This is a genomic window from Myroides oncorhynchi (assembly GCF_020905415.1).
GTDB classification, from domain to species: domain Bacteria; phylum Bacteroidota; class Bacteroidia; order Flavobacteriales; family Flavobacteriaceae; genus Flavobacterium; species Flavobacterium oncorhynchi_A.
On sequence record NZ_JAJJMP010000001.1, the window covers coordinates 245,461 to 266,865 of the forward strand.

13 protein-coding genes are annotated in these 21,405 nt (G+C 31.9%); 2 read left to right on the forward strand and 11 right to left on the reverse strand.

Annotation, left to right across the window (positions count from 1 at the left end; translation table 11 throughout):
* From LNQ81_RS00900 to LNQ81_RS00935, 8 genes are all read right to left on the reverse strand, one after another.
* Entirely contained in the window at positions 1 to 2,424 is a 2,424-nt protein-coding gene (locus LNQ81_RS00900; protein WP_229944278.1) for a choice-of-anchor L domain-containing protein, read from the reverse strand.
* A 1-nt stretch (position 2,425) separates the two neighbouring features.
* Complete coding sequence (locus LNQ81_RS00905) at positions 2,426 to 2,809, reverse strand: hypothetical protein (protein WP_229944279.1); 384 nt, start codon at positions 2,807 to 2,809, stop codon at positions 2,426 to 2,428.
* A gap of 64 nt (positions 2,810 to 2,873) precedes the next feature.
* On the reverse strand, positions 2,874 to 8,312 hold the full coding sequence (locus LNQ81_RS00910; protein WP_229944280.1) for a hypothetical protein: 5,439 nt from the start codon (positions 8,310 to 8,312) through the stop codon (positions 2,874 to 2,876).
* 982 nt (positions 8,313 to 9,294) lie between these two features.
* On the reverse strand, positions 9,295 to 10,440 hold the full coding sequence (locus tag LNQ81_RS00915; RefSeq protein ID WP_229944281.1) for a helix-turn-helix transcriptional regulator: 1,146 nt from the start codon (positions 10,438 to 10,440) through the stop codon (positions 9,295 to 9,297).
* Between the two features lie 10 nt (positions 10,441 to 10,450).
* On the reverse strand, positions 10,451 to 11,404 hold the full coding sequence (locus LNQ81_RS00920; RefSeq protein WP_229944282.1) for a helix-turn-helix domain-containing protein: 954 nt from the start codon (positions 11,402 to 11,404) through the stop codon (positions 10,451 to 10,453).
* 949 nt (positions 11,405 to 12,353) lie between these two features.
* Positions 12,354 to 14,741 carry a tetratricopeptide repeat protein gene (locus LNQ81_RS00925; protein WP_229944283.1) on the reverse strand — a complete coding sequence of 796 codons (2,388 nt, stop codon included), beginning with the start codon at positions 14,739 to 14,741 and terminating at the stop codon, positions 12,354 to 12,356.
* 283 nt (positions 14,742 to 15,024) lie between these two features.
* Complete coding sequence (locus tag LNQ81_RS00930; RefSeq protein ID WP_229944284.1) at positions 15,025 to 15,852, reverse strand: lysophospholipid acyltransferase family protein; 828 nt, start codon at positions 15,850 to 15,852, stop codon at positions 15,025 to 15,027.
* A 159-nt stretch (positions 15,853 to 16,011) separates the two neighbouring features.
* Positions 16,012 to 16,653: an NUDIX hydrolase gene (locus LNQ81_RS00935; protein WP_229944285.1), complete on the reverse strand. Its 642-nt coding sequence runs from the start codon at positions 16,651 to 16,653 to the stop codon at positions 16,012 to 16,014.
* Between the two features lie 50 nt (positions 16,654 to 16,703).
* On the opposite strand from LNQ81_RS00935, the gene LNQ81_RS00940 reads away from it, so the two are divergent.
* Positions 16,704 to 17,147, forward strand: a complete 444-nt coding sequence (locus LNQ81_RS00940; RefSeq protein ID WP_229944286.1) for a DUF4268 domain-containing protein — start codon at positions 16,704 to 16,706, stop codon at positions 17,145 to 17,147.
* Positions 17,148 to 17,253: 106 nt separating this feature from the next.
* Positions 17,254 to 19,062 carry a BamA/TamA family outer membrane protein gene (locus LNQ81_RS00945; RefSeq protein ID WP_229944287.1) on the forward strand — a complete coding sequence of 603 codons (1,809 nt, stop codon included), beginning with the start codon at positions 17,254 to 17,256 and terminating at the stop codon, positions 19,060 to 19,062.
* 89 nt (positions 19,063 to 19,151) lie between these two features.
* Here the strand turns inward: LNQ81_RS00945 and LNQ81_RS00950 are convergent, their stop codons facing one another.
* The 3 genes from LNQ81_RS00950 to LNQ81_RS00960 form a co-directional block, all read right to left on the reverse strand.
* Positions 19,152 to 20,345, reverse strand: a complete 1,194-nt coding sequence (locus tag LNQ81_RS00950; protein WP_229944288.1) for a GlmU family protein — start codon at positions 20,343 to 20,345, stop codon at positions 19,152 to 19,154.
* Positions 20,346 to 20,538: 193 nt separating this feature from the next.
* On the reverse strand, positions 20,539 to 20,790 hold the full coding sequence (locus tag LNQ81_RS00955) for a type B 50S ribosomal protein L31 (protein ID WP_121965827.1): 252 nt from the start codon (positions 20,788 to 20,790) through the stop codon (positions 20,539 to 20,541).
* Positions 20,791 to 20,984: 194 nt separating this feature from the next.
* A complete protein-coding gene (locus tag LNQ81_RS00960; protein ID WP_229944289.1) occupies positions 20,985 to 21,401 on the reverse strand; it encodes a DUF695 domain-containing protein in 417 nt (138 codons plus the stop codon).
* Positions 21,402 to 21,405: the final 4 nt, after the last annotated feature.

Here is a 21,405-nt window from a genome sequence, read left to right on the forward strand (position 1 = left end):
CTATTTTACTTTTTGGTAAATGTGAGGATTAGAGATAAACAAACTCTGTCCTTTTAATGGCACATACGTATGGTATTCTCTTATAGGATCCCATCCAATATCACCTGCTTTATAAGGCGTTGGATCTATAGACTCTTTAGTCACAGGCATTTTTGATATATTCGATATTCCTGTACCATTTACAGTTGCACGGTTATACACACCTTTCGTTTTATAGATATCATCAGCAGTCACTTTATAGTCAACTGTGAACGTCCACATTTCTGTTTTATCTAAGATAAAGTTGCCATTAGCATCACCTGTCATAGTAACATTAGAAGGAATCACCTTTTTGTCTTTAGCATCTACTTTAATATCAAAACCAAATAGCGGATCATCAATTGTCACATCGTGGATCTCCATATCCCCTAAGTTCTTAACATTGAAAGTATAAGTGATTACTTCTCCTACCTTAACACTATTAGGATTAACTGCTTTTGATATACCATCTTTCTCTACAGTACATGTTTCACAAGCTTTAATTTGTTGCCCGTATCCAAAACCTGACATAAGAGTCTGACCGATCACATTTTGAGTAACTTTAATATTATTGACAGTATTACCAGTACCCACTTTATGCCAATCTACTTTCTTTAAAGGTTCAGCAACCTTAGTATTAGTATTGAACATTTCTAATTCTTCTAATTGAGCCTTGCTATTTCTTTTACCATATAAAGAAGCTATACCCTCTTTGTCAATAACTACACGAATAGCTGGTGTTGGATTCTTTGTACGATCAGTTAAGTCAATTATGATATTTTCGTTATTATCATTTTTGTCATTAATTCCCCATATGTCAGAAATACCATTACCTGAACCAAAAAGTGCTCCGTCTTTTTTAAAGCGAATATTTACTGCACCACTTCCTGTTTGAAACTCTATCTCTTCTTTATACAAAGATTTATTATTGACAATCATATTAAAAGAATTATCTAATTGATAAATATCTAATACAAAACCTCCATCTGAAGCAGGTTGGTCTATTTGTTTTACTACAGGATTACTTGGTGGATTACTTCCAGGTTTTCCATTATTATAACCCCATTCAAAACCATTACCAACAATGTCATTAAAACAATCAAAACCACTCAATCCAGTATTTACTTTAGGAGTAACCTCTGAAACATTGTTATCTGGATCTGGATCTGGATCATCCGAAGTAATAGTTGCTTTATTTGTATAATCGCCAGAAGCATTTACTTTTGCTATTATTTTTAATGTTTCTGTTTGATGAATTGCTTGCAAATTACCAATTGACCAAACACCTGTTCCCGCATTAAACGTTCCCTTACTTGGTGTAGCACTAATAAATGTATAACCAGAAGGTAATAAATCCGTTACTTTTACACCTTTACCATCATAAGGACCTAAGTTAGTAGTAGTCAAAGTAAACTCAACGATATCGCCTGGCTCTACCTCTGCTTTATCAATAGTCTTCTCTATCTTAACGTCAGCTCCTGTAGTTCCTTGAATCTTTTGAATAATAACTCCTGAATCGTAAGCTGCATCCTGAGAGTCAGCAATAGCAATTTTAAATTGATAGGTTTGTCCTCCTTGTAACCCAGTTAAATCATACGTAATTAACTTTGTTAATCCATTATACTCTATGAATACAGGTTTAGGTCCATTATTATCCCAGTTTCCTTGTAATCCATTTGGATTCAATATTGTGTCATGTCCATTATTGATATATTGAGATGTTTGTTTTAAATCGGTTTTAGCCAATGATTTACCATAAGTATCTGCACCATAAGCACCTCCATTCACACTATTAACAGAAATCACATTACCATTAGTTGGTAACTTAGCTATATTCTCAGTTCCAACTATTCCTGGACCTGTAACAAAAAAACCAAATGCATCATTAAAACGTGTACCAACATAAGTTGGATACTCTTCTGATCCAAACTGAAAAGCAACACGTAAGGCAGAAGTATGTGACGCTAACGTAACATCAAAACTATAAATAATAACATCCCTATTAGCTAATTCATAAATTCCTATTAAGTCTTTATCATCATAACTATCATATTTAGTATATGAATCAAAACGATCCGTAGTATTCCTTCTTGTTAAATGCCATTCAGCTTGACCTGTAGCAAACAACACTCCTTTGTCCATTCCTAGTCCTGCATTCAAACCTCCTGAGAAAATAGCCATTTGCTCATTATCTCCGAAAACAATTTTAGCATTAGAAAGAGTCAATCCTCCACCATTTAATGCTGTAAGAACTTCATCAATACTGGGACTAACCTTATCTAACTTCACTTGTACAGGCTTTTCTACCTGAGCCAAAGCACTTACAGCAAAACCAACAACAACAACAAGCACTACAAATAATAGTTTAGTCAAACTATTCTGTATTTTAATAAAACTATTCTTCATATTATTTACTTGTTTCTGTTATGATATGTAAATTCACCGCTTGTAAAAGTGTTTGGTTCTTCATTAAAGAATCAAATTTATCTTTTCCTTGTTTATCAGATTTTTTAAATACTTGCTCTATCCCATAAGCATAGCCACCTACTACCCAATTTCTTCTAACTGCACTAATCGTAGGGTACTCATTTAAGTATTCATTTTTATCTACTAACACTTTATATATTCCTTCTTCTTCAGAAGCAGTAAGTGTGATATATTTTTTAATCTCAGTAATATCTTTTTGAGCAGACTCTTTATGCACTGCCTTAACTTCTCTCTCTTGTCCAAAACTAATTTGACTTACTAGTACAAGACAAAGCACTAAACAATGTGATATAATATTTTTCATATCTTTTAGATTTAGTTAATACTTCGCATAGCTTATAAAAAAGCTATGCGAACTATAAATTATATTATTTTACAACGAATACGATTGTCATGAAAGTAGCAGGAGTAGAATCTCCAATTACTTCATAAGTCAATAAACCATTGCTATCAACTGACATGATTGTCACAACTGAGCTATCGTGGTATGTTACATAGTAATCTAAATCTGTTGCTTTAGTTGTATTAGGGATACTTGACACAGCACCAGTACTATTTAAATGACTAGCTACATTTACAAATTGCGCTAAATATTCTTCGTGTAAATTTCTTGTTTTCAAACCTTTTACAGTCGTATCAAATACTACTGGAGGCATATAGAATACTTTAGGCATTGCAGATTTCACATCAACTGTAAACTCATTTGCTTTATCACCTGTACCTGGAGTTACCACTACATCACCTGTTTCAGTTTTACCACCTGTTACAGTTGTAGGTTTTTCTTTATCTTTCCAAACCACTGTTTTAGTACCACCATTATCAACTGTTGTCAATACTTGGTTGTTGTTACCTGGTTGTAATTTTGCTGGAGTAATTGCTCCATTAGCAACATCTACATTAGCTCCTTTTAATAAAGCTGTTGCACCGTTATCAGCACCTGTAATAGTAATTGTACCTTCTGTAGAAGTTAACGCTTTACCATTTGTAACAGTTCCTGCATCAACTACTGGTTTTTTCCATTCTACTTTTGCATCTGCACCTGTACCAGTTGTAGTAAGAACTTCTCCATCATTTCCACCTTGTACTTTTTCAGGAGTAACTGCTTTATTATCTAAATCAGCTGTTTGGATTGTTCCATCAGCGATCTTATCAGAAGTAATTGCATCACCTGCTATTTTTTCAGTAGTTACAGCATTGTTAGCTAATTCTTTAGCTGTAATACCACCTTCTTTAATAGAAAGTTTAGCAGCTTTTAATAAAGAACCTTCAGCTAATGCGATTGTACTATCTTTTTCACCTACTACAATAATTCCATCTGTTGTAAGATCTCTACCATTTGTAACAGTTCCTGCATCAACTACTGGAGTTTTCCATTCTACTGTCTTAGTACCTGCATTATCAACAGTTGTCAATACTTGGTTTGTATCTCCTGCCTTTAATTTGTCTGCTGTAATAGCGTTATTAGCAATAGAAAGTTCAATATCAGCTAATACTGATTTTTCAACAACTTTCTTATCTGTATTAACCAAGATAATTCCATCAGTAGTTAATGTTTTAGCATCAGTAACATTTGCTACACCAACATTTGGTGTACCTGGTTTCCAAGTTTTTGTTTTTTCATTATAAACTAGAGCTTGACCATCGGTACTTGGTTTAGTTTCACTTACAGGAGTACCTTGAATACCACCTACAACTGTTTTACCATCTTTAAGGATTACATCACCTTCTAATTTTAACTCAGCAGGTTGACCATTAACAGTAGAAACTAACTTATCTCCATCAGCTTTTAATTCGTTAGATGTAGCAGCTTTCTCAGGTGTAGTCCAAGTTACCTTACCATCTTTGTCAGATGTTAATACTTGACCATCTTTATCTCCTCCTTTAATTTCTAAAGCAACATTGTTAAATGTAGAGTTTAGACTTTCTACACCATTATTTACAAGGATTGTAGTAGAACTAACTTTCCCTTTCGCCAATTCGGTATTTACTTTAGCAAAGTCAACATCTAAAGCTCCAGTAGTAGCATTCTTAGTTAAGCCTTCTCCTGCTACTGAAGCGTCGATTTTATCAGCTGTAACGGAACCATCTTTCAACATATCGGCTGTAATAGCTTGAACTAAATCAGCTTTACCATCTACACCGTTTACAGTAGAAATCAACTCATTACCAACAATTTTCAAACCATTAGTAGTTCCTACTTCTTGTTTAGTAACCCATTTAGTAACTCCACCTTCTGTCACTAATACTTGGCCTTCAGTACCTGGAGCTAATTTATCTGCTGGTAATTGACCACCTAACTCTTCTAATTTGATATTAGCTTCAACTACATCAACAGTATATTCTGTGTTTTTACCAGTAGTCCCTGGTCCTGTTGTTACAACAGTAACTTTATCAGAACCGTTTATTACTGAAGTTGTTTTTTGTCCTGCTTGAATAGCTGGAGTTAAATCTAATCCTGTTCCTGGTACACCATTAACAGTAGTAACTAATTTATTGTCTGCATCTAAAGAGTTTCCAACTGTATCAATAACTTTCACTTCAGAAAGAACTCCATTTACATTAGAAACGATAGTATTGTTATCAGTTTTTGCATCAGCACCTACTCCTATAGTTTTCTTAGTTAATTCATTAGTAGTAGGTGTTTTATCAACCCATTTAGTTTCACCACCTTCAGTAACTAATACTTGACCTTCATTACCTGGAGTTAATTTATCAGCTGGTAATTGATCTACCCATTCAGTAACTTTATGAGTTTCTTTTATATCAGCACCATTAGCATCTTTACCTACAACAATCTCTTTTGTTGTAGTAACTAAAACTTGACCGTCTTTAGTACCTCCTTGAACCTCAATCACTGTACCATCTAATAAAGCTTGACTTCCACCAAATACTTTAATAGATCCAGAAGTAAGAGCTTTACCATTTAATGCTTTACCAGTAACTTCTTGATAAGTTACTTTACCGTCTTTATCACTAACAGCAACACGTTTGTCAGTACCTTGACCACCGTTTAACATTCCGTCTGTTACTTTAAAAGTTAAGTCTACTTCTTTAGAAACACCATTTACATTAGATACTAATTTGTTGTCAGCTCCTAAAGTAAACTCATTTGTAGTAGCCTCTTTTTTGTCTACCCATTTAGTTACACCTCCTTCAGTTACTAAGACTTGACCGTCTTTACCTGCTTTGATTTTCTCAGTTGTAACAGCTCCTGTACCAAGTTTACCTTCTGTAATAGCACCATCAGCTATACCTAAGATTACATCTTTTAATAAAGCATTTACTGCTTCTAATGAATTACTTACTGTAGCACCAGTAGTAACTGTAATTCCATCACCTCTTAATGATTTTGCTTTTAACTCATCAGCAGTACCACCTTTAGTGATAGTGTCTTCTAATAAGTTTTTAACAGAAGTTTGTTTTAACTCTCCTGTAATAGGATCAGTTAATACGATATTATTAATAGATGGGTTAGTTTTAACATCTTCTAAACCTTCAATAACAAGCTCTTTTCCTTTACTTGTAGTTAAAATAGTTTTCTCTGTTAGTTGACCACCTAATTTTATTTCACCATCAGCTGATTTAGTTAATCCGTTACCTGCAGTAACTGTATTTCCTAAATCATTTGCAGGCATCCATTTAGTAACTTCTTTACCATTCTCAGTAACAGTTACTAATACTTGACCTTCTTTACCTGCTGCAATCTTCTCATTGGTTACAGCACCATCAGTAATTTGAGTAGTCGTTACTTGACCTCCCATATTACCTAAGTTTAATTCACCTTCAACTACATCAACTACGTACTCAGTATTTTTACCAGTAGTAGTTCCTACAACAGTTACTTTATCAGAACCTTTGTCAACAGAAGTTGTTTTTTGTCCTGCTTGAATAGCTGGAGTTAAATCAACTCCCTCTCCTGCTTTACCATTAACAGTAGTAACTAATTTATTATCTTTATCTAAAGAGTTTCCAATTGAATTAACAATATCAGCTGTTTTAGAAACACCGTTTACATTAGATGTCATTGTGTTACCAGCAGAAGTCAATTCGTTAGATGTAGCATCTTTCTTATCAACCCATTTAGTAACTTCTTTACCGTTTTCAGTAACAGTCACTAATACCTGACCATTAGAACCTGCTGCAATCTTCTCAGTTGTAACAGCACCTGCTCCTAATTTATCTGTAGTTACAGCACCTTGACCAATCTTATCTTCAGTAACTGCACCAGCTGCAATAGCTAAAGTCACATCTTTTAAGATAGCATCTTCACCTTTTGTAACAACGATATCTGTTGAACTTAAAGTTCCTTTAGTACCTGCTACTGTATTAATCTTACCAACTAATTCATCGATTGCACCTTGTACATCTTTAGAAGTTAATCCAGAAGTAGCATTATTATAACCTGAAGCTTTAGCATTCGTATCTATCTTCGCTAATTCTTTTCCAGATTTATCAGTAAAAGTGTAAACTCCTTCTTTCTCTATTACTTTTAATGTATTAGCATCAAATTTAGTTCCTTCAGCACCTGGTTTTAACTTACCGTCTGTACCATAATCAGCTTCATTATAATAAATAAAAGTACCGTCTCCTTTATCTAATAAAGTAGTAATCGTTTCATTAGCTTTTACCATATCCTTGATAATAGCTGCATCTTCTTTTACCCATTTAACAATACCATCTTTATCTGTAACTAATACAGTACCTGCATCACCTTTAGCCATCTTTTCTGGAGTAATCGCACCATCTTCGATAGATAATTTCACATCTTTCAATGTAGCGTTAGAACCACCATCAACAACGATTCCTGTCCCTGTAATTCCTTTAGAAGAAACTACACTATTCTCAGTTAATGAAACAGTAGACGTCTTACCATTAACAGTACTTGTTAATTTGTTTCCATCTAAAGCAAGATCATTAGAAGTATTTCCTTCTACGATTTCTTTTTGTGTTTTATAAGTAACATTACCATCTTTATCAGCTACTGCAACACGATTATCATCTCCTTTACCAGCAGATAATTTATCGTTAGTTACAGCACCACCTTGTAACATACCATTGCTAATCTTATTAGTCAAGTCTGTCTTACCTTCTACACCATTAACTGTAGAAACTAATTCACTTCCCTTAACATTTAAGTTATTAGCAGTATGATCCTTTAGGATTTGAGCAATATCAATATTGTTTACATTTCTATCTTCATCTGTATAAGATAAAGTACGTGTAGTACCATTATACAATAATGAAGTAACTGTTTCAGCTTTATCGATGAACTGTTTTAACACAGTATCAAAAGCAGGGTATACACCACCTTTTAATATTTCTGTAATATCTCCAACTACATCGATAGTTTGAACAGTACCTTTCTCATTTGTATAGATATACTTTCCAGCTTTCTGTCTATCAACATTAGTAGTTGTTTCGCTAAATAATCCTTTAATAAGGTTAGCTACTTTATCACCATTTAAATTAAGTATATTTTGAAATTGATCAGATACTATCTTAGGAATATCTTTATCAGCAGTAAGACGTGCCCATTTCGCGCCATCCCAGTAATAATATCCCGGTGTAATGTCTTTTTTCTCTGTAGTCTTAGTAGCATATACTAATAAACTTTCAACGTTACCATTTGTGATAGTTGATTTATCTGTCGTACTTGTTAAAGCTACGTTAGGAATTAATAAACCTCTATTAGAAGATTCAATTAATAACTCTGCCGATTTGTTTGGAGTTGCAGTACCAATACCTACTTGTGCATTAGCAGCCATAGCACCCATAAGTAAAGCAACTGATAGTAATCTTTTTTTCATAACAATAATAATTAATCTCTAAATATTGATAGTTAATGTTTAGACTTTTTACTCTTACCACATGAGGGTATATTAGGACTAAACAACTTTTATATTATGAGTAATAAATCTTCATTCAATACTCAACACTTTTGTTCTTTTTTGCAAATCAAGTATCCAATAATATGGCACACTCTTATTACAGTGATTTCTGTACCAAAAGTCTAACAAATAGTAGCTGTATATGTTTCAATACATTGGTGCGTCGTATTTTCCAACATATTGAAACGTATTAAAAACAATCATAAATAACTAATAATCAAATAAATAAACAAATACAGTATGTTACAACAAACTAAAACAAGGATAATAGGTTTCAATAAAAAAAGATTATAGACTTACATCCAAAAAAACGAGTAGTTAAGGTTCTAAAAACACACCCAAATAAGAATTTCTATAGTTCGTTAATTATTTTTTACAACACTATAATCACTCTTATAAGATATTTTGGAACAATATGTATGGTAAATTCCTTGTAATAATCTTATTAAAATCATTTTACTCTGATAATAACCTTGTATCAAATACAACAATTATTCTAAATCAAACAACATAGATAACAAAGGAGGCTGTAACTTATACACATTAGAGCATTTTACAATTCTAATACAGATTCATTCAAGGATATATCTATCATAAAACAGTAAGTTTTTTATAAATTGATATACCACAAATACAATAAAAGAAAGAAAGCATAATCATAACTACTACAAGTAACTAGTACTTATTAATAAACAAAAAAAGTCACATACATAAGCGAAATGTTGTGACTTTTGATAAATTACGTTCTACACTATCTAAGAAAATCAAGATAATTATTGTTGCTTGTAGTTCTGATTATTGTTAAAAGATTTTCTAAAAACAAAAAAAGTCACATACATGGGCGAGATGTTGTGACTTTTGATAAGATGGATTCTACACTGGCTATGTAAAATCAGGGTAATTATTGTTGCTTGTCGTTCTGACCTTGTTGATTCTCAATATACTCTGAAGGAGAAACTCCTACATATTTCTTAAATGCTCTAAAAAACGAAGTCCTCGAATTAAATCCTGATTCCTCTCCCAATTCGTTTACAGAAACATTATAATTTCGTTCGATTAGTGTGTTTTTTGCAAAATCAATTCTCAATTCATTGATATAGGCATTAAAATGCTTGCCATATTCTGTAGAAAAAAATTGAGATAGATGGTGCTTCTGAACTTTCGTTAATTTTTCTACCATCTCTAAAGAACAGGTAGGTTTTAAATAAAGCTGATCTTTAATAATAACTTTTTCAATCTTAGTTTTATATTCATGACTAAATTCACTAGTGAATTTAGATTTCTCATATTTATTTTGTTCAATGACTTCAACTTCTTCAGTTTTTTGTTCAACTATTATTCCTCCATGACTAATTAATACTTCCTCGTATTTTAATCTATCTAAATAATAAAAGAACATCGTCATGGCTAAACATAAAATACCTAGATAAAGAACATTACCATCATTATTAGGTATAGCATTATACACCACTAACCCTATAGACACAATCCCTACAAAAATCATTATCCAGATAATACGCAATACTAACAAACGTATATGTTTTACAACATTGAGTTTACTAATAGTTAAATATCCAAATATTGAATATAGAATTAATTGTACTCCAAGAATTAAATATGCAATAAAATAATAATTTATTAAAAACTTTACATCTAGAGTTTCAAAATAAAAAAGAGATAAAAAGTAAGCTACGAAAAAAAGTATTCCAGGTAAAAAATGAATAAAAGAACTCTTAATAACATTAACCTCATCACTTTCAATATCTTCCCCTTCCTTCATTTCTAACTGAAGTGCTCTAAAACTACAGTAAAAAAAAGGAGCATAAAACAATCCAAATGGCATACCTAAATAAATAAACACTTCATCCTCAAAACAAAATCGCACCAGGGTAGCTAAAACACAATGTGTTATAAAAAAAAGTAAAAACTTATCTAAAATCTGCTGTGATTTACGTCTACTAACTAATCTGCTATTTATAAAATAAGATATTCCATTAAGTGTTACAGCAGCAGCCAGTATAAGTATGTATAAATAATTCTCCATCATTTACATTATTTTATACCACTGCATTTCTATACATAGAGGGAGTTTGCCCTACATAATATTTAAAATACTTATTGAATGTAGATTTACTACTAAAACCACACTCATCAACAATAGCTTCTATTGTAAGATTTTTATTATTACCAATTAATGACTTTGCATGATCAATTCTATACATTGCCAATAGTTGATAAAAACTACTATTCATATCTTGATTAATAATCTCTGATACTTGCTGTTTACTTAAATTTAAATCTTTTGCTAATTGATCTAAATCAAACCCTAGTTCTAAAATCGTATCAGACTGTTCGAAGTACTCAATAATATTTCTAATATGTTCATTACTCTTTTCATATACAACTGGAGTTGTTTCTCTTGTAACTTTAGATTTCGTTGTAGTTGTCTCCATTAATATTTTACTGTGACTTCTACTAACCACTAAGGTTAAAATACAGAAAACAATTGCAAAAAAATCGAATCCTCCTAAAACAAATTGACTAGCTACTTCATACTTATTACCTATCAAATCCATTACTAAATAAAAAATACAAACTCCACTACCTGCTAAAATATAAAAACAATAAAGTCCTATAAAATTGTATATCTCATGACTAACTTTCTCTACAATCAAATGCTTGTTTACATGATGATAAATTGATATAACATAGGTTAGTAAATAAACTATATTTAAAGTTTCATAGAGTATCTCATTTACATTAAAAGCTAAAAGTGTAATAGTCAGAGTAACTATAAAATGAATAGTACTTTTTTGAAGAATGTTTACTTGAGTACGATCGTACTTAACCAATACATAAATAATAGGAAGAATAAAATAACCTGTAGTTAGAACTGTTGTAGAAAACTCAGTTACAAATTGTAATAATATCAATAATATACTAAGAGCAACTACCTTTTCAAAGATAGCTCTGTCATTTTCAACATTATAAGGACTACTTAATAATTTCATGCATCAGGTGGTGTTAAAGCATAGCGTAGATATCAGTCCTCAACACATAACATACCATACCACATATTCTGGATATGTAGAAGATGCAGAGATAAGTGGGGACTCAAATAGCAATATTCACATATTCCTATTTTTCTCTAAAGCAGTGCAAATTTATTACTTATTTCTTATTTAAAAAGAGTTTTTAACATAGCAACATCATATTTATGAAAATCATACGGATAAACTTAAAATGACTAACATAAATCAAATATTGTACACTTTATCATTAAACTTAATTCAACAAACCTTACAATCAATAATAAATTAAAAAACAAATTACCTTTATTTTGTAATGATTAAGAAGAATATTGTCGCAAATAAAGAATATTAGACAATTCTATATCCCTTAACACTAACATGACAAATATCATATTTTATCACCCTAGTATAACTTCTATCTAGATATCATACTACATTCACAATCTATAAATAAGACAACAAAAAGATAAAAAGTCACATTAATAAAGTAAAAAGATCAATTACTTCACATATTGAATACTCAGAAGTATATTAGAAATACTAAAAAAAGCTTCTATATCTTAAAAGCCAAAACCATACCAATTGTCTTAATAATAACAACTAAAAATCCAACATTTTCAATACTTACATCTTTAAACCCAGAATCTGATAGACCGATAAGCAAAAAAAGAATTATACAAGATAGGTCTGAATTAGCGACAGAAGCCCATTGTAATATGATTATAGAGCTAATGAAAGAACTACGAAGTAGAATGGCTTGTAGTATCTAGCTAATACAATTACAGGGCTTAATTCTATACTATGACTCTTTACTTATAAGAACTCACTATTGTTTCAAAAAAAAACGAGAATAGCATTAATGCTATTCTCGTTTTTTAATGTTTCATTTTAAATAAGTTCCAATGATACATATATTTAACTTATAAGATTATAGTAAAACTTTTCTTAGACTCATTATCTTGCTAACCCAAGCATTCCATAGTTCCTCTGCTACTTTATCATACTCAGCATTCTTGCCACTACCATATACGTCATAAGTATTAGAAGTATCCTCTCCATCACTATAAAAATAGTAGTAAGTAAACATTTTTTTTACCCAAACTTTTTTAGACATCAATCCCATAAACTTACTGATCTTTTCTTCTCTCTCATCAATATTAAAACGGATAGTATAATTCTCCTCTTTAAAGTAAAAATCTAATGAAGTATCATAAATCACCTCTTTAGCATCTTCTCTAAGACCTCTAGGATTTACTTTTAAATGACAGTTATCCGATATCCATCCTTCTACACTGAAATCACCACTACCTACTATAAAATCAACTATTTTATCTAAATAAAGTATATTAGAAGAGTCGTCGATTAATGAGTATTCTTTAATCTCTATATTTTCCTTATTCACAAAAGCAAGCATACGTTGATATGCTTCTCTTTCCTCTATAGGTAATCTATACTCTTGCGGCACCTCATCGACTGTGTTCTGATAACGAGTATTTCCATCGTAAGTTTCGATTATTAAATCAAAGTACTTATTGGCTTCTTCTCGATTATTTAAACTGTGATATGACCAGGCTAAACTAAACCAATAATTAACTTGTGCTACTTCTTCCACTAGGTCAAAATACATAGGATTGCTAAAGAACTCTTCTGTTTTTTCTATTGCCTTTTCAAACTCATTGCGCTTATATCGAATGTATGTGAAGAAGTCTGCTGCTAGATATATCATCTCTGATACAATATCCTCATCCTCAATACCTCTAATCTCAAATCGCTTTTTAAGATCGTAATAGTATGCCTCGCATTCATCGTAATTATCAATTGCTATCCAGCTCTTTAATATACTCCTTTGGGTAGACATCCAGTCTTTGCTAAACTCCTCATGATACGTTAATAACTCCTTTGCGAAATAGACTTTCTCATCAAACTCTGCTACTAACTCTGCTATATATAATCCATTCTCTAAGTTCTCGACAAACGGAGATAACCCATATCCTCTTCTATGTAATAACATCGCTAATCTTCCCTCCTCACTCTTATAATTCCCATCTGTTAATGTGATGAGATTTCGAAAAACGATTCCTAAATTATTACACAACATAGCATAACCATGCGCATTATTACTCACCTTACTTCCTTCTCCTCTTTCAAAATAAGCTTCTTGCTGCTCAAGAACAAGTTCTCCTATGCGTTTCGCATACTTATAGTACTCCAACGCCTTATCATTATCATCTCCTTTTAACTCACCTGCACGTTCCAAAAAGCGAGTCAGCAAATTATAACCATAGAATCCATCACATTCGATTGGGTAATCTTCTAATTCTACTTTATACTTCTTTGCTAATTCATAATAAGTAAAGAATATAGAACTATTAATGACCCTTACTATAGAATAATATTTCTCTAAAGTATCAAATGCCTTCTTAGAATTCTTCTCTACCACTAAATAATAGCGTATTTTCATACGTAGTACAGCTAAGTTATCAGGATTAACTAGTAATTCTCCATCTATAATATTGATAAATCGCATTCCATATTCGCGTGTACTCTTAGCTCCAAATTCTTCTGGATAATCTATCCCCACATGATACATTAAAGAGATTAAATCCCATTTACCTTCTAACTTGCCTTCTTTATATAACTTCTCTATATCCTTAGCATAACCAACACTATACTCATTACCGTGAAAAATATAGAACGAGTTTAACAGTAGATAAGCTTCTTCATATTCTCCTCTTTCTAATAATAAATTTCCTCCTTGATACGTAGCATAATAATGATCTGGATAATGCTCGCAAGCTAGTTTATAAAATGAAATAGCTGTACTATAATTTTCTAACTCACGATATAAATAGGCAATCATATAGTAAGTCTCTCCAAACTCGCGATCTTTTAAACTAAACTCTTCTTTAAGTAGAGATATCTCGATTAACTTGTCATGTAATATCTCTATTGCTTTTTCTTTTAATTCAAGCTTAGCTTCATAAATCCACGCTAACCAATCAAAGGCACTGAACACTGACTTTTTATCATCACTTAGCTTCTCTATTATTTCTTCTGCTGTAGACATCATCATTGATACATCTTCATAATGAGGGCCATTATAGATTCGTATTTTCCAAAATAGAGCATCTTTATTAAGAGAGTCTTCTCTTAATATTTCTTCTATAATTGACAGTATTTGCTCCGAGAGATCTTGATTTTTATTATAGACTTCTACTTTTTCTTCCTCATCTATATTGGATAATTTATCTCCTGTAACCAATTGGTCATATAACTCTTTTATTTCGTCAATTCGTTTATCTTGTACTTGCGTCATAAAGCTCTATTCCTTTTTTTGAATAAATAAACGATAAAGATACTACAATTACACATTTGACAAAAAAACCAACTAAACCCAAAATCAGTGATAGATAGATAAGCGCAAAAAAGAATTATACAAAACAGGATGAATTTGATAAAACCATATTATAATATGGTTATAGATATGATGCAAGATCTATACAGTAAAATTGCTTTGTAGTATTTGGTTAATATGGGTTTATCATGGATATGACCTTTACATTTTCTTGTTTATTCCTTTCACAAATAAAAAAGACGAACTATCGTTCGTCTTTTTTATAATATGAATATGTCCTTTTATGATTAAGTTCCTTTTGTTCTTCTATAAATTCTTCAGGAATAACTTTTAAAAATGAAGGATGCTGTTCTATAGCCATCTCTACCTTTTCTACGATTTGTTCTATCGTATCATTCTCATAATCTATTTCTAAAGGTTCTTTTATGACCATAGACTGAAGAATTCCTTTTTTCTTAAGATGGAGACCTTTTTTGTCAAAAGAGCGTCTAAATCCATCTATAACGATTGGAACTACTATGGGTTTGTAGTTCTTAATTATATGTGCTGTTCCCTTTCGTATAGGTTTAAAAGACCTAGTTGTTCCTTGTGGAAAAGTAATTACCCAACCATCGTCTAAAGCTACTTTTATATTTTCTACTTGATCTTGATTAACCTCTCTTCGTTCCTCTAATTCTTTCCCTTTACTTCTCCATGTTCTATCTACTGTCACAGCTCCGACATATGCTAAAATACGCGGTAACCAGCCAGACTTCATTGTCTCTGCTGCTGCAACATAATATATATTCAATTTAGGTTTCCAGATATAAAATATATTTCGAATAGAATCATCACGCCCTTTAAGACTTGCATTAAACACATGATACATTGCCACTACATCTGCAAAATAAGTCTGATGATTGGAAATAAACAGTACATGTTTATCCGGAAGATTTCTCAATACTTCGGACCCTTCTATTTGTAAACTATTAAATCCTCGAAAGCGTTGATGCGTAGCAAAACCAAACACTCTTATTATCCACTTCTTTAAAAAAAGAATATGTCCAAATGGATTTCTTTTAAACAATCCCATAGTTCATTATCATTAATGCGAACTGCAAAATTACAACATTTGAAATACTTGTTTGTTAATTAAATTACATAAGTCATACTTTTAAATTCTAAAAAGTACTAAATAACACACTAATTCACTGTATTTATGACATATATAAATCAAATAGCTATCTCTATTTTATCTAAAAACTTCTTTCAACATTTCTTTTAATTCACTTAACATCATCGCTGTTGCCCCCCAAATAGTAAAATCATTAAACACATAAGCAGGTACATTAATATAATTAGCATAACTAGTCTGTAATCCAACTTGTTTTACAATACTATCATCTAGTAACGTACTAAGTGGCATTTCAATAATACTAGCCACTTCATGTTCGCTCAATTGCAAATTAGGTGTACAATTCATTATACCTAAATAGGGTTGAACAATAAAATTACTAGGGGGAATATACACTTGGGTAAAAGCTTTTAACACCTCTATATTTTCTGCACCTATCCCTACTTCTTCCCCAGTTTCTCTAAGAGCTGTCACTTCTAAAGTTTGATCTTCTTGTTCGTATTTCCCTCCTGGGAATCCCACTTGACCAGCATGTACTCCTCCCCCATTACTTCGTTCAATCAACAACAATGAGGTATCAATACCTTTAGGATATAACAACATCATGACAGCTGAATATCTTGGATTTCTATTCACAAAGTCCTCTACTATCAGATAAGGCCTTCTTTCTGCAGGTACCATTAACTGCTGAGCCTCCATTCCTAATAGATTAACACTTTTAATTTCAGGTATTTTATGTAAAAGAGAATCAAAAGTCATATTTTTGCAATAATATAATTTCAACTATTAAAATTACAACTTTATTATCTATGTATAGCAAAGAAGAAGCACTACAAATAAAAAAAGAGTTCTGGATTACTTTTGCCGATGAATATCCTCGTAAATGGTTATTACACAACACCAAAATTAAAGACTTTGCTTTTAAATTTTATGCAGATAATAAAAAAGCGCAAGTTCTTCTAGATATCGAGCACAAAGATGAGGAAAGAAGAAAAATATACTTCGAAAAAATAGAATCTTTAAAAACTATTCTTTTAGAAGAGTATCTGCCAGAAGCTATTTTTGAAAGAAATTACTATTTAGAAAATGGAAAACTTATCAGCCGTATTTGGATAGAACAACCCAATGTTTGTATCAATAACAAAAAGACATGGAATGAAATATATGACTTTTTCAACGAAAAAATGGGACTATTCGAACTGTTTTTCTACGAACATGAAGATTATATTAGAGATTTAGAAATAAACACGTAATTTTAACGTTATAAGTCTAAGTTTTTATATCTAAATGCGCATTACAAAAGTTTTTTTACTCCTTTTTATTTTTTGTGTTACTTCTGTTAACGCACAGGAAAATCTAGTGCAAAAAAAAGATTCTATAAACCAAGTAAAGATACATTATACAGAACAAGAAACACCTAAAGTGATTGTTAGAGATACAACTCGTATTTTTACAAATTTCGAGGAGAATAACAAAAAAACCAGGATAGGTCGTTTCTTTAATAAACTAGTTTATAAAAACAATAAGCGCCTAGTTGCGAACGCTCCTGAAATAAAAACAAATCAACATCTAGAATTAGGAGAAGGAAAGGTAATACGCAATATTAAAATACAAACACTAGATCCTTTTGGTTACTCTGACACAGATTCTTTAAAAGTTCCTACTAGTAAACTTGAAAAAATAGGTAACAACTTACATTTTAAAACTAAAAATTTCACTATAAAAAACTTCTTAATCTTTAAAGAAGGTGAACGTTTTGACTCCTTAAAAGTCAAAGAGAGTGAACGTCTTTTGCGTACACAAACTTTTGTAAGAAAAGTAACAATGTATCCTATACCTACATCTCATCCTGACACAGTAGATATCTTAATTAGGGAGCTTGATTCGTGGAGTATTTATCCTACAGGCTCTATATCTACATCATCTTATAGAGTCAAACTGAGGGACAGAAACTTCGCTGGATTAGGTCATGATGTTACTGTTCAGTATAGTAATAGATATAAAGAAAGTGACAAACAAGGTATATATTTTAACTATACTGTAAATAACATACAAAACACTTTTATAAGAGCTAATGTATTATACAACAAAGAAGCATGGGGTAATTATGTCAAAGGTGTCGTAATAGATAGACCTTTCTATTCTCCTTATACTAAATGGGCTGGAGGTGCTAGTATATCCCAAAACTATAAACAAGATTCTCTTCCTGACATAGAGGGCAAATATAGTTTTGAATCTTTAAAGTACAATACTCTAGATACCTGGGCTGGATACTCTATACCTTTGTTCAAAAGCTATAAAAACAAACCTGTAATTACGAATTTACGTACCTCTATCAGATACGTTCAACAGAATTACAGCCAAACACCTTTAGAACAATACGATCCTTATGGGTACTACAGAGATCAACGATCTTATTTAGCCTCTGTTAGTCTAAGCTCTATTAACTATGTTCAAGATCAATATATCTTCAATCATAACATAATAGAAGATGTCCAGGTAGGAAAAGTATTGGCCATTACAGGAGGGATGAAAGATCAGTATAATAAGCTGAGAAGTTACTATGGAGCCAAATTTTCGATGGGAGGATACACGCGATTGGGTTACATAGCAGGTAATGTAGAATGGGGAAGTTACTTCTATGGTGGCAAAGCAGAACAAGGTGCTTTACGTGTTGAAGGAACTTATTTCACTAAACTCTTTATGCTAGGCAATTGGAGATTTAGACATTTCTTCACACCTCAACTCATTTACGGATATAATCGCTATGATCACATTGGTGACGAACTGAGATTAGATAATGTTATACAGGGTATACGTGCACAAAAGATAACAGGTTCTAAGCGACTTTCAATGGCATATCACTGGCAATCATACGCCCCTTACGAATGGAAAGGTTTTAGATTTAATCCTTACTTTAGTTTTGAAGGTTCTTTTATTTCAAACAAAAACACAGGCTTATTAGATTCTAAAATGTACTCTAGACTTAGCATTGGTTTTGTTGCTAATAATGATTACCTCGTTTTCAGTAAGGTTGCCATTTCTCTTGTCTTCTATCCAACGATGCCTGACACAGGAAATAGCTCTTTCTTTGTCAATTCAAGACAATACAATATGGACCTACCCAATTTTAACTACGACAGACCCCGTACAGTATCATACTTTTAAAAATAAAACACAAAAAAAGACGTTATTTACTAACGTCTTTTTTTGTGTTTTATTTAAATTCTACTGTGTTAACCCCAGAATCACATAACCTAATATTTTTTCAATTGTTGTTGAAATCTATATATCTCAGTTTCTGCGGCTACATTATGCATAATCTCCTCATCTACAGTAGTCAAGTCTACATGACGTCTTGCCATTACAATTTTCATGGTCTCTAAAGCTTTCTCAATTTTATACGTTTCTGAAGAGTCACTTCCTCCCCACGTAAAACTAGGTAAAAATGTTTTAGGAAATCCTCCACCGAATATACTACAGCCTACTCCTACTACAGTACCTGTATTAAACATTGTATTAATCCCACTCTTACTATGATCTCCCATCATTAATCCACAGAATTGTAAACCTGTATTTTCATATGATTGAGTCTCATAACTCCATATTTTTACAGAACTATAATTGTTTTTTAGGTTGGAGTTATTTGTATCTGCGCCTAAATTACACCACTCTCCTAACACTGAGTTTCCTAAGAAACCATCATGCCCTTTATTAGAATAACCAAATAGCACCGAATTACTTACTTCACCACCTACTCTACAGTGTGGTCCTACAGTAGTAGCACCATATACTTTAGTTCCTAATTTTACTTGAGCCTCTTCACATAACGCAAAAGGTCCACGTATAACAGATCCTTCCATTATCTCAGCATTCTTACCGATGTAAATAGGACCTGTAGAAGCATTTAAAGTAACAAAATCTAACTTAGCCCCCTCTTCGATAAATATGTTCTCAGGATTGACTACATTCACACTTTTAGGGATGTCCTCAGAGATTCTATCTTCTGTGATATGAGCGAAGTCAGCACGGATAGCAGCATCATTCTTTTGGAATATATCCCACTTGTGCTCTATCTTCATCAACTCGCTTTCACAATGAAGTAACTCATAGTTATCAAAATCTACTTCTTCTTGTGTATCTTGAGTATAGAACGCTACTATATCCTCATTATATACTACTGCCTGCATAGGCTGTAGTCCTTTGATAAAATCTACCACCTCTTGGTTAGGTAGATAAGCAGCATTAATCATGACATTATTCTCTACCTCTATCATTGGATATTTAGCAGATAGATATTCCTCTGTAAGCGTAGTTGTAGTAAAGCGCAAATAGCTCTCCCATTTCTCGCGGATAGTTAATATCCCAACGCGAATATCAGCAACTGGTCGAGTAAAAGTAAATGGCAATAATGCTCCTCTTACATCTCCATCAAATAAAATATAGTTCATAATATATAATTCAAGATTTTAAAGGTTTAAAGTTAACTAAATACTACAAAAAAAATGTACTAATTAGGCATTTAGTTAAAAAAAATAACCAATATACATTTGTACTCCTAATCATCTCCATTCTGAAAAAAATACGCATAAAAAAAAACCACTCAATTGCTTGAGCGGTTTTTGATATGATAATATGCTAAAATTATTTAGAGAATTTAGCGTATTTAGTTTTGAATTTGTCAATACGTCCTGCAGTATCGATAAGTTTAGATTTACCTGTGTAGAATGGGTGAGATGTACGAGAGATCTCCATTTTAAACACTGGGTATTCTACTCCGTCAACTTCGATAGTTTCTTTTGTATCTACTGTTGATTTTGTGATGAATACGTCTTCATTAGACATATCTTTAAACGCTACTAATCTGTAATTTTCTGGGTGAATACCTTTTCTCATGATAAATTCTATTTAAAATTGTGAGCTATCTTTCGTTTCGAAGCTTCCTCTTTCAAGAAAGGTATAAACTTCCGACAACTTTTAGTTATACTTATGTATTTTATTTCAGATTGCAAATGTACAATTTAATTTGAAAAATCAAACACCTATTTTTACTTTATTTCTACTCTATTACTACTTGCTTTTACTACTCTTTAATAAATGAGCCCTGATACTATCTCCCAGTTCTTGTCTTCTTCTAACTCTATATGAATATCTCGTGTATCTTCTATCGTATCACAATATGCACCAATAGCTTCCCCATCAACATTCTCACTTGCCAAATAATAAAATATATCCCTAGCTCCTCGGCGAGTCACATGACCTATATAGTGTATATCTGTCTGAGTTTTTCTAATAATATCAATAATATTACTTTGAATCTCTTCAAGGCGTTCATTTTCTTCCCATGTAGGATAGTCTCCTTCTATATCCACTAAGGATAACTCTATAATAAATGCATAAGGATAGGTATTCTTCTCTTTAAAATTAGCATAGGATACATCTACAACACCTGTCGCCTTAAAATCATCTACTTCTATTATACGGATACTCATATTACTTTCACTCATAGCG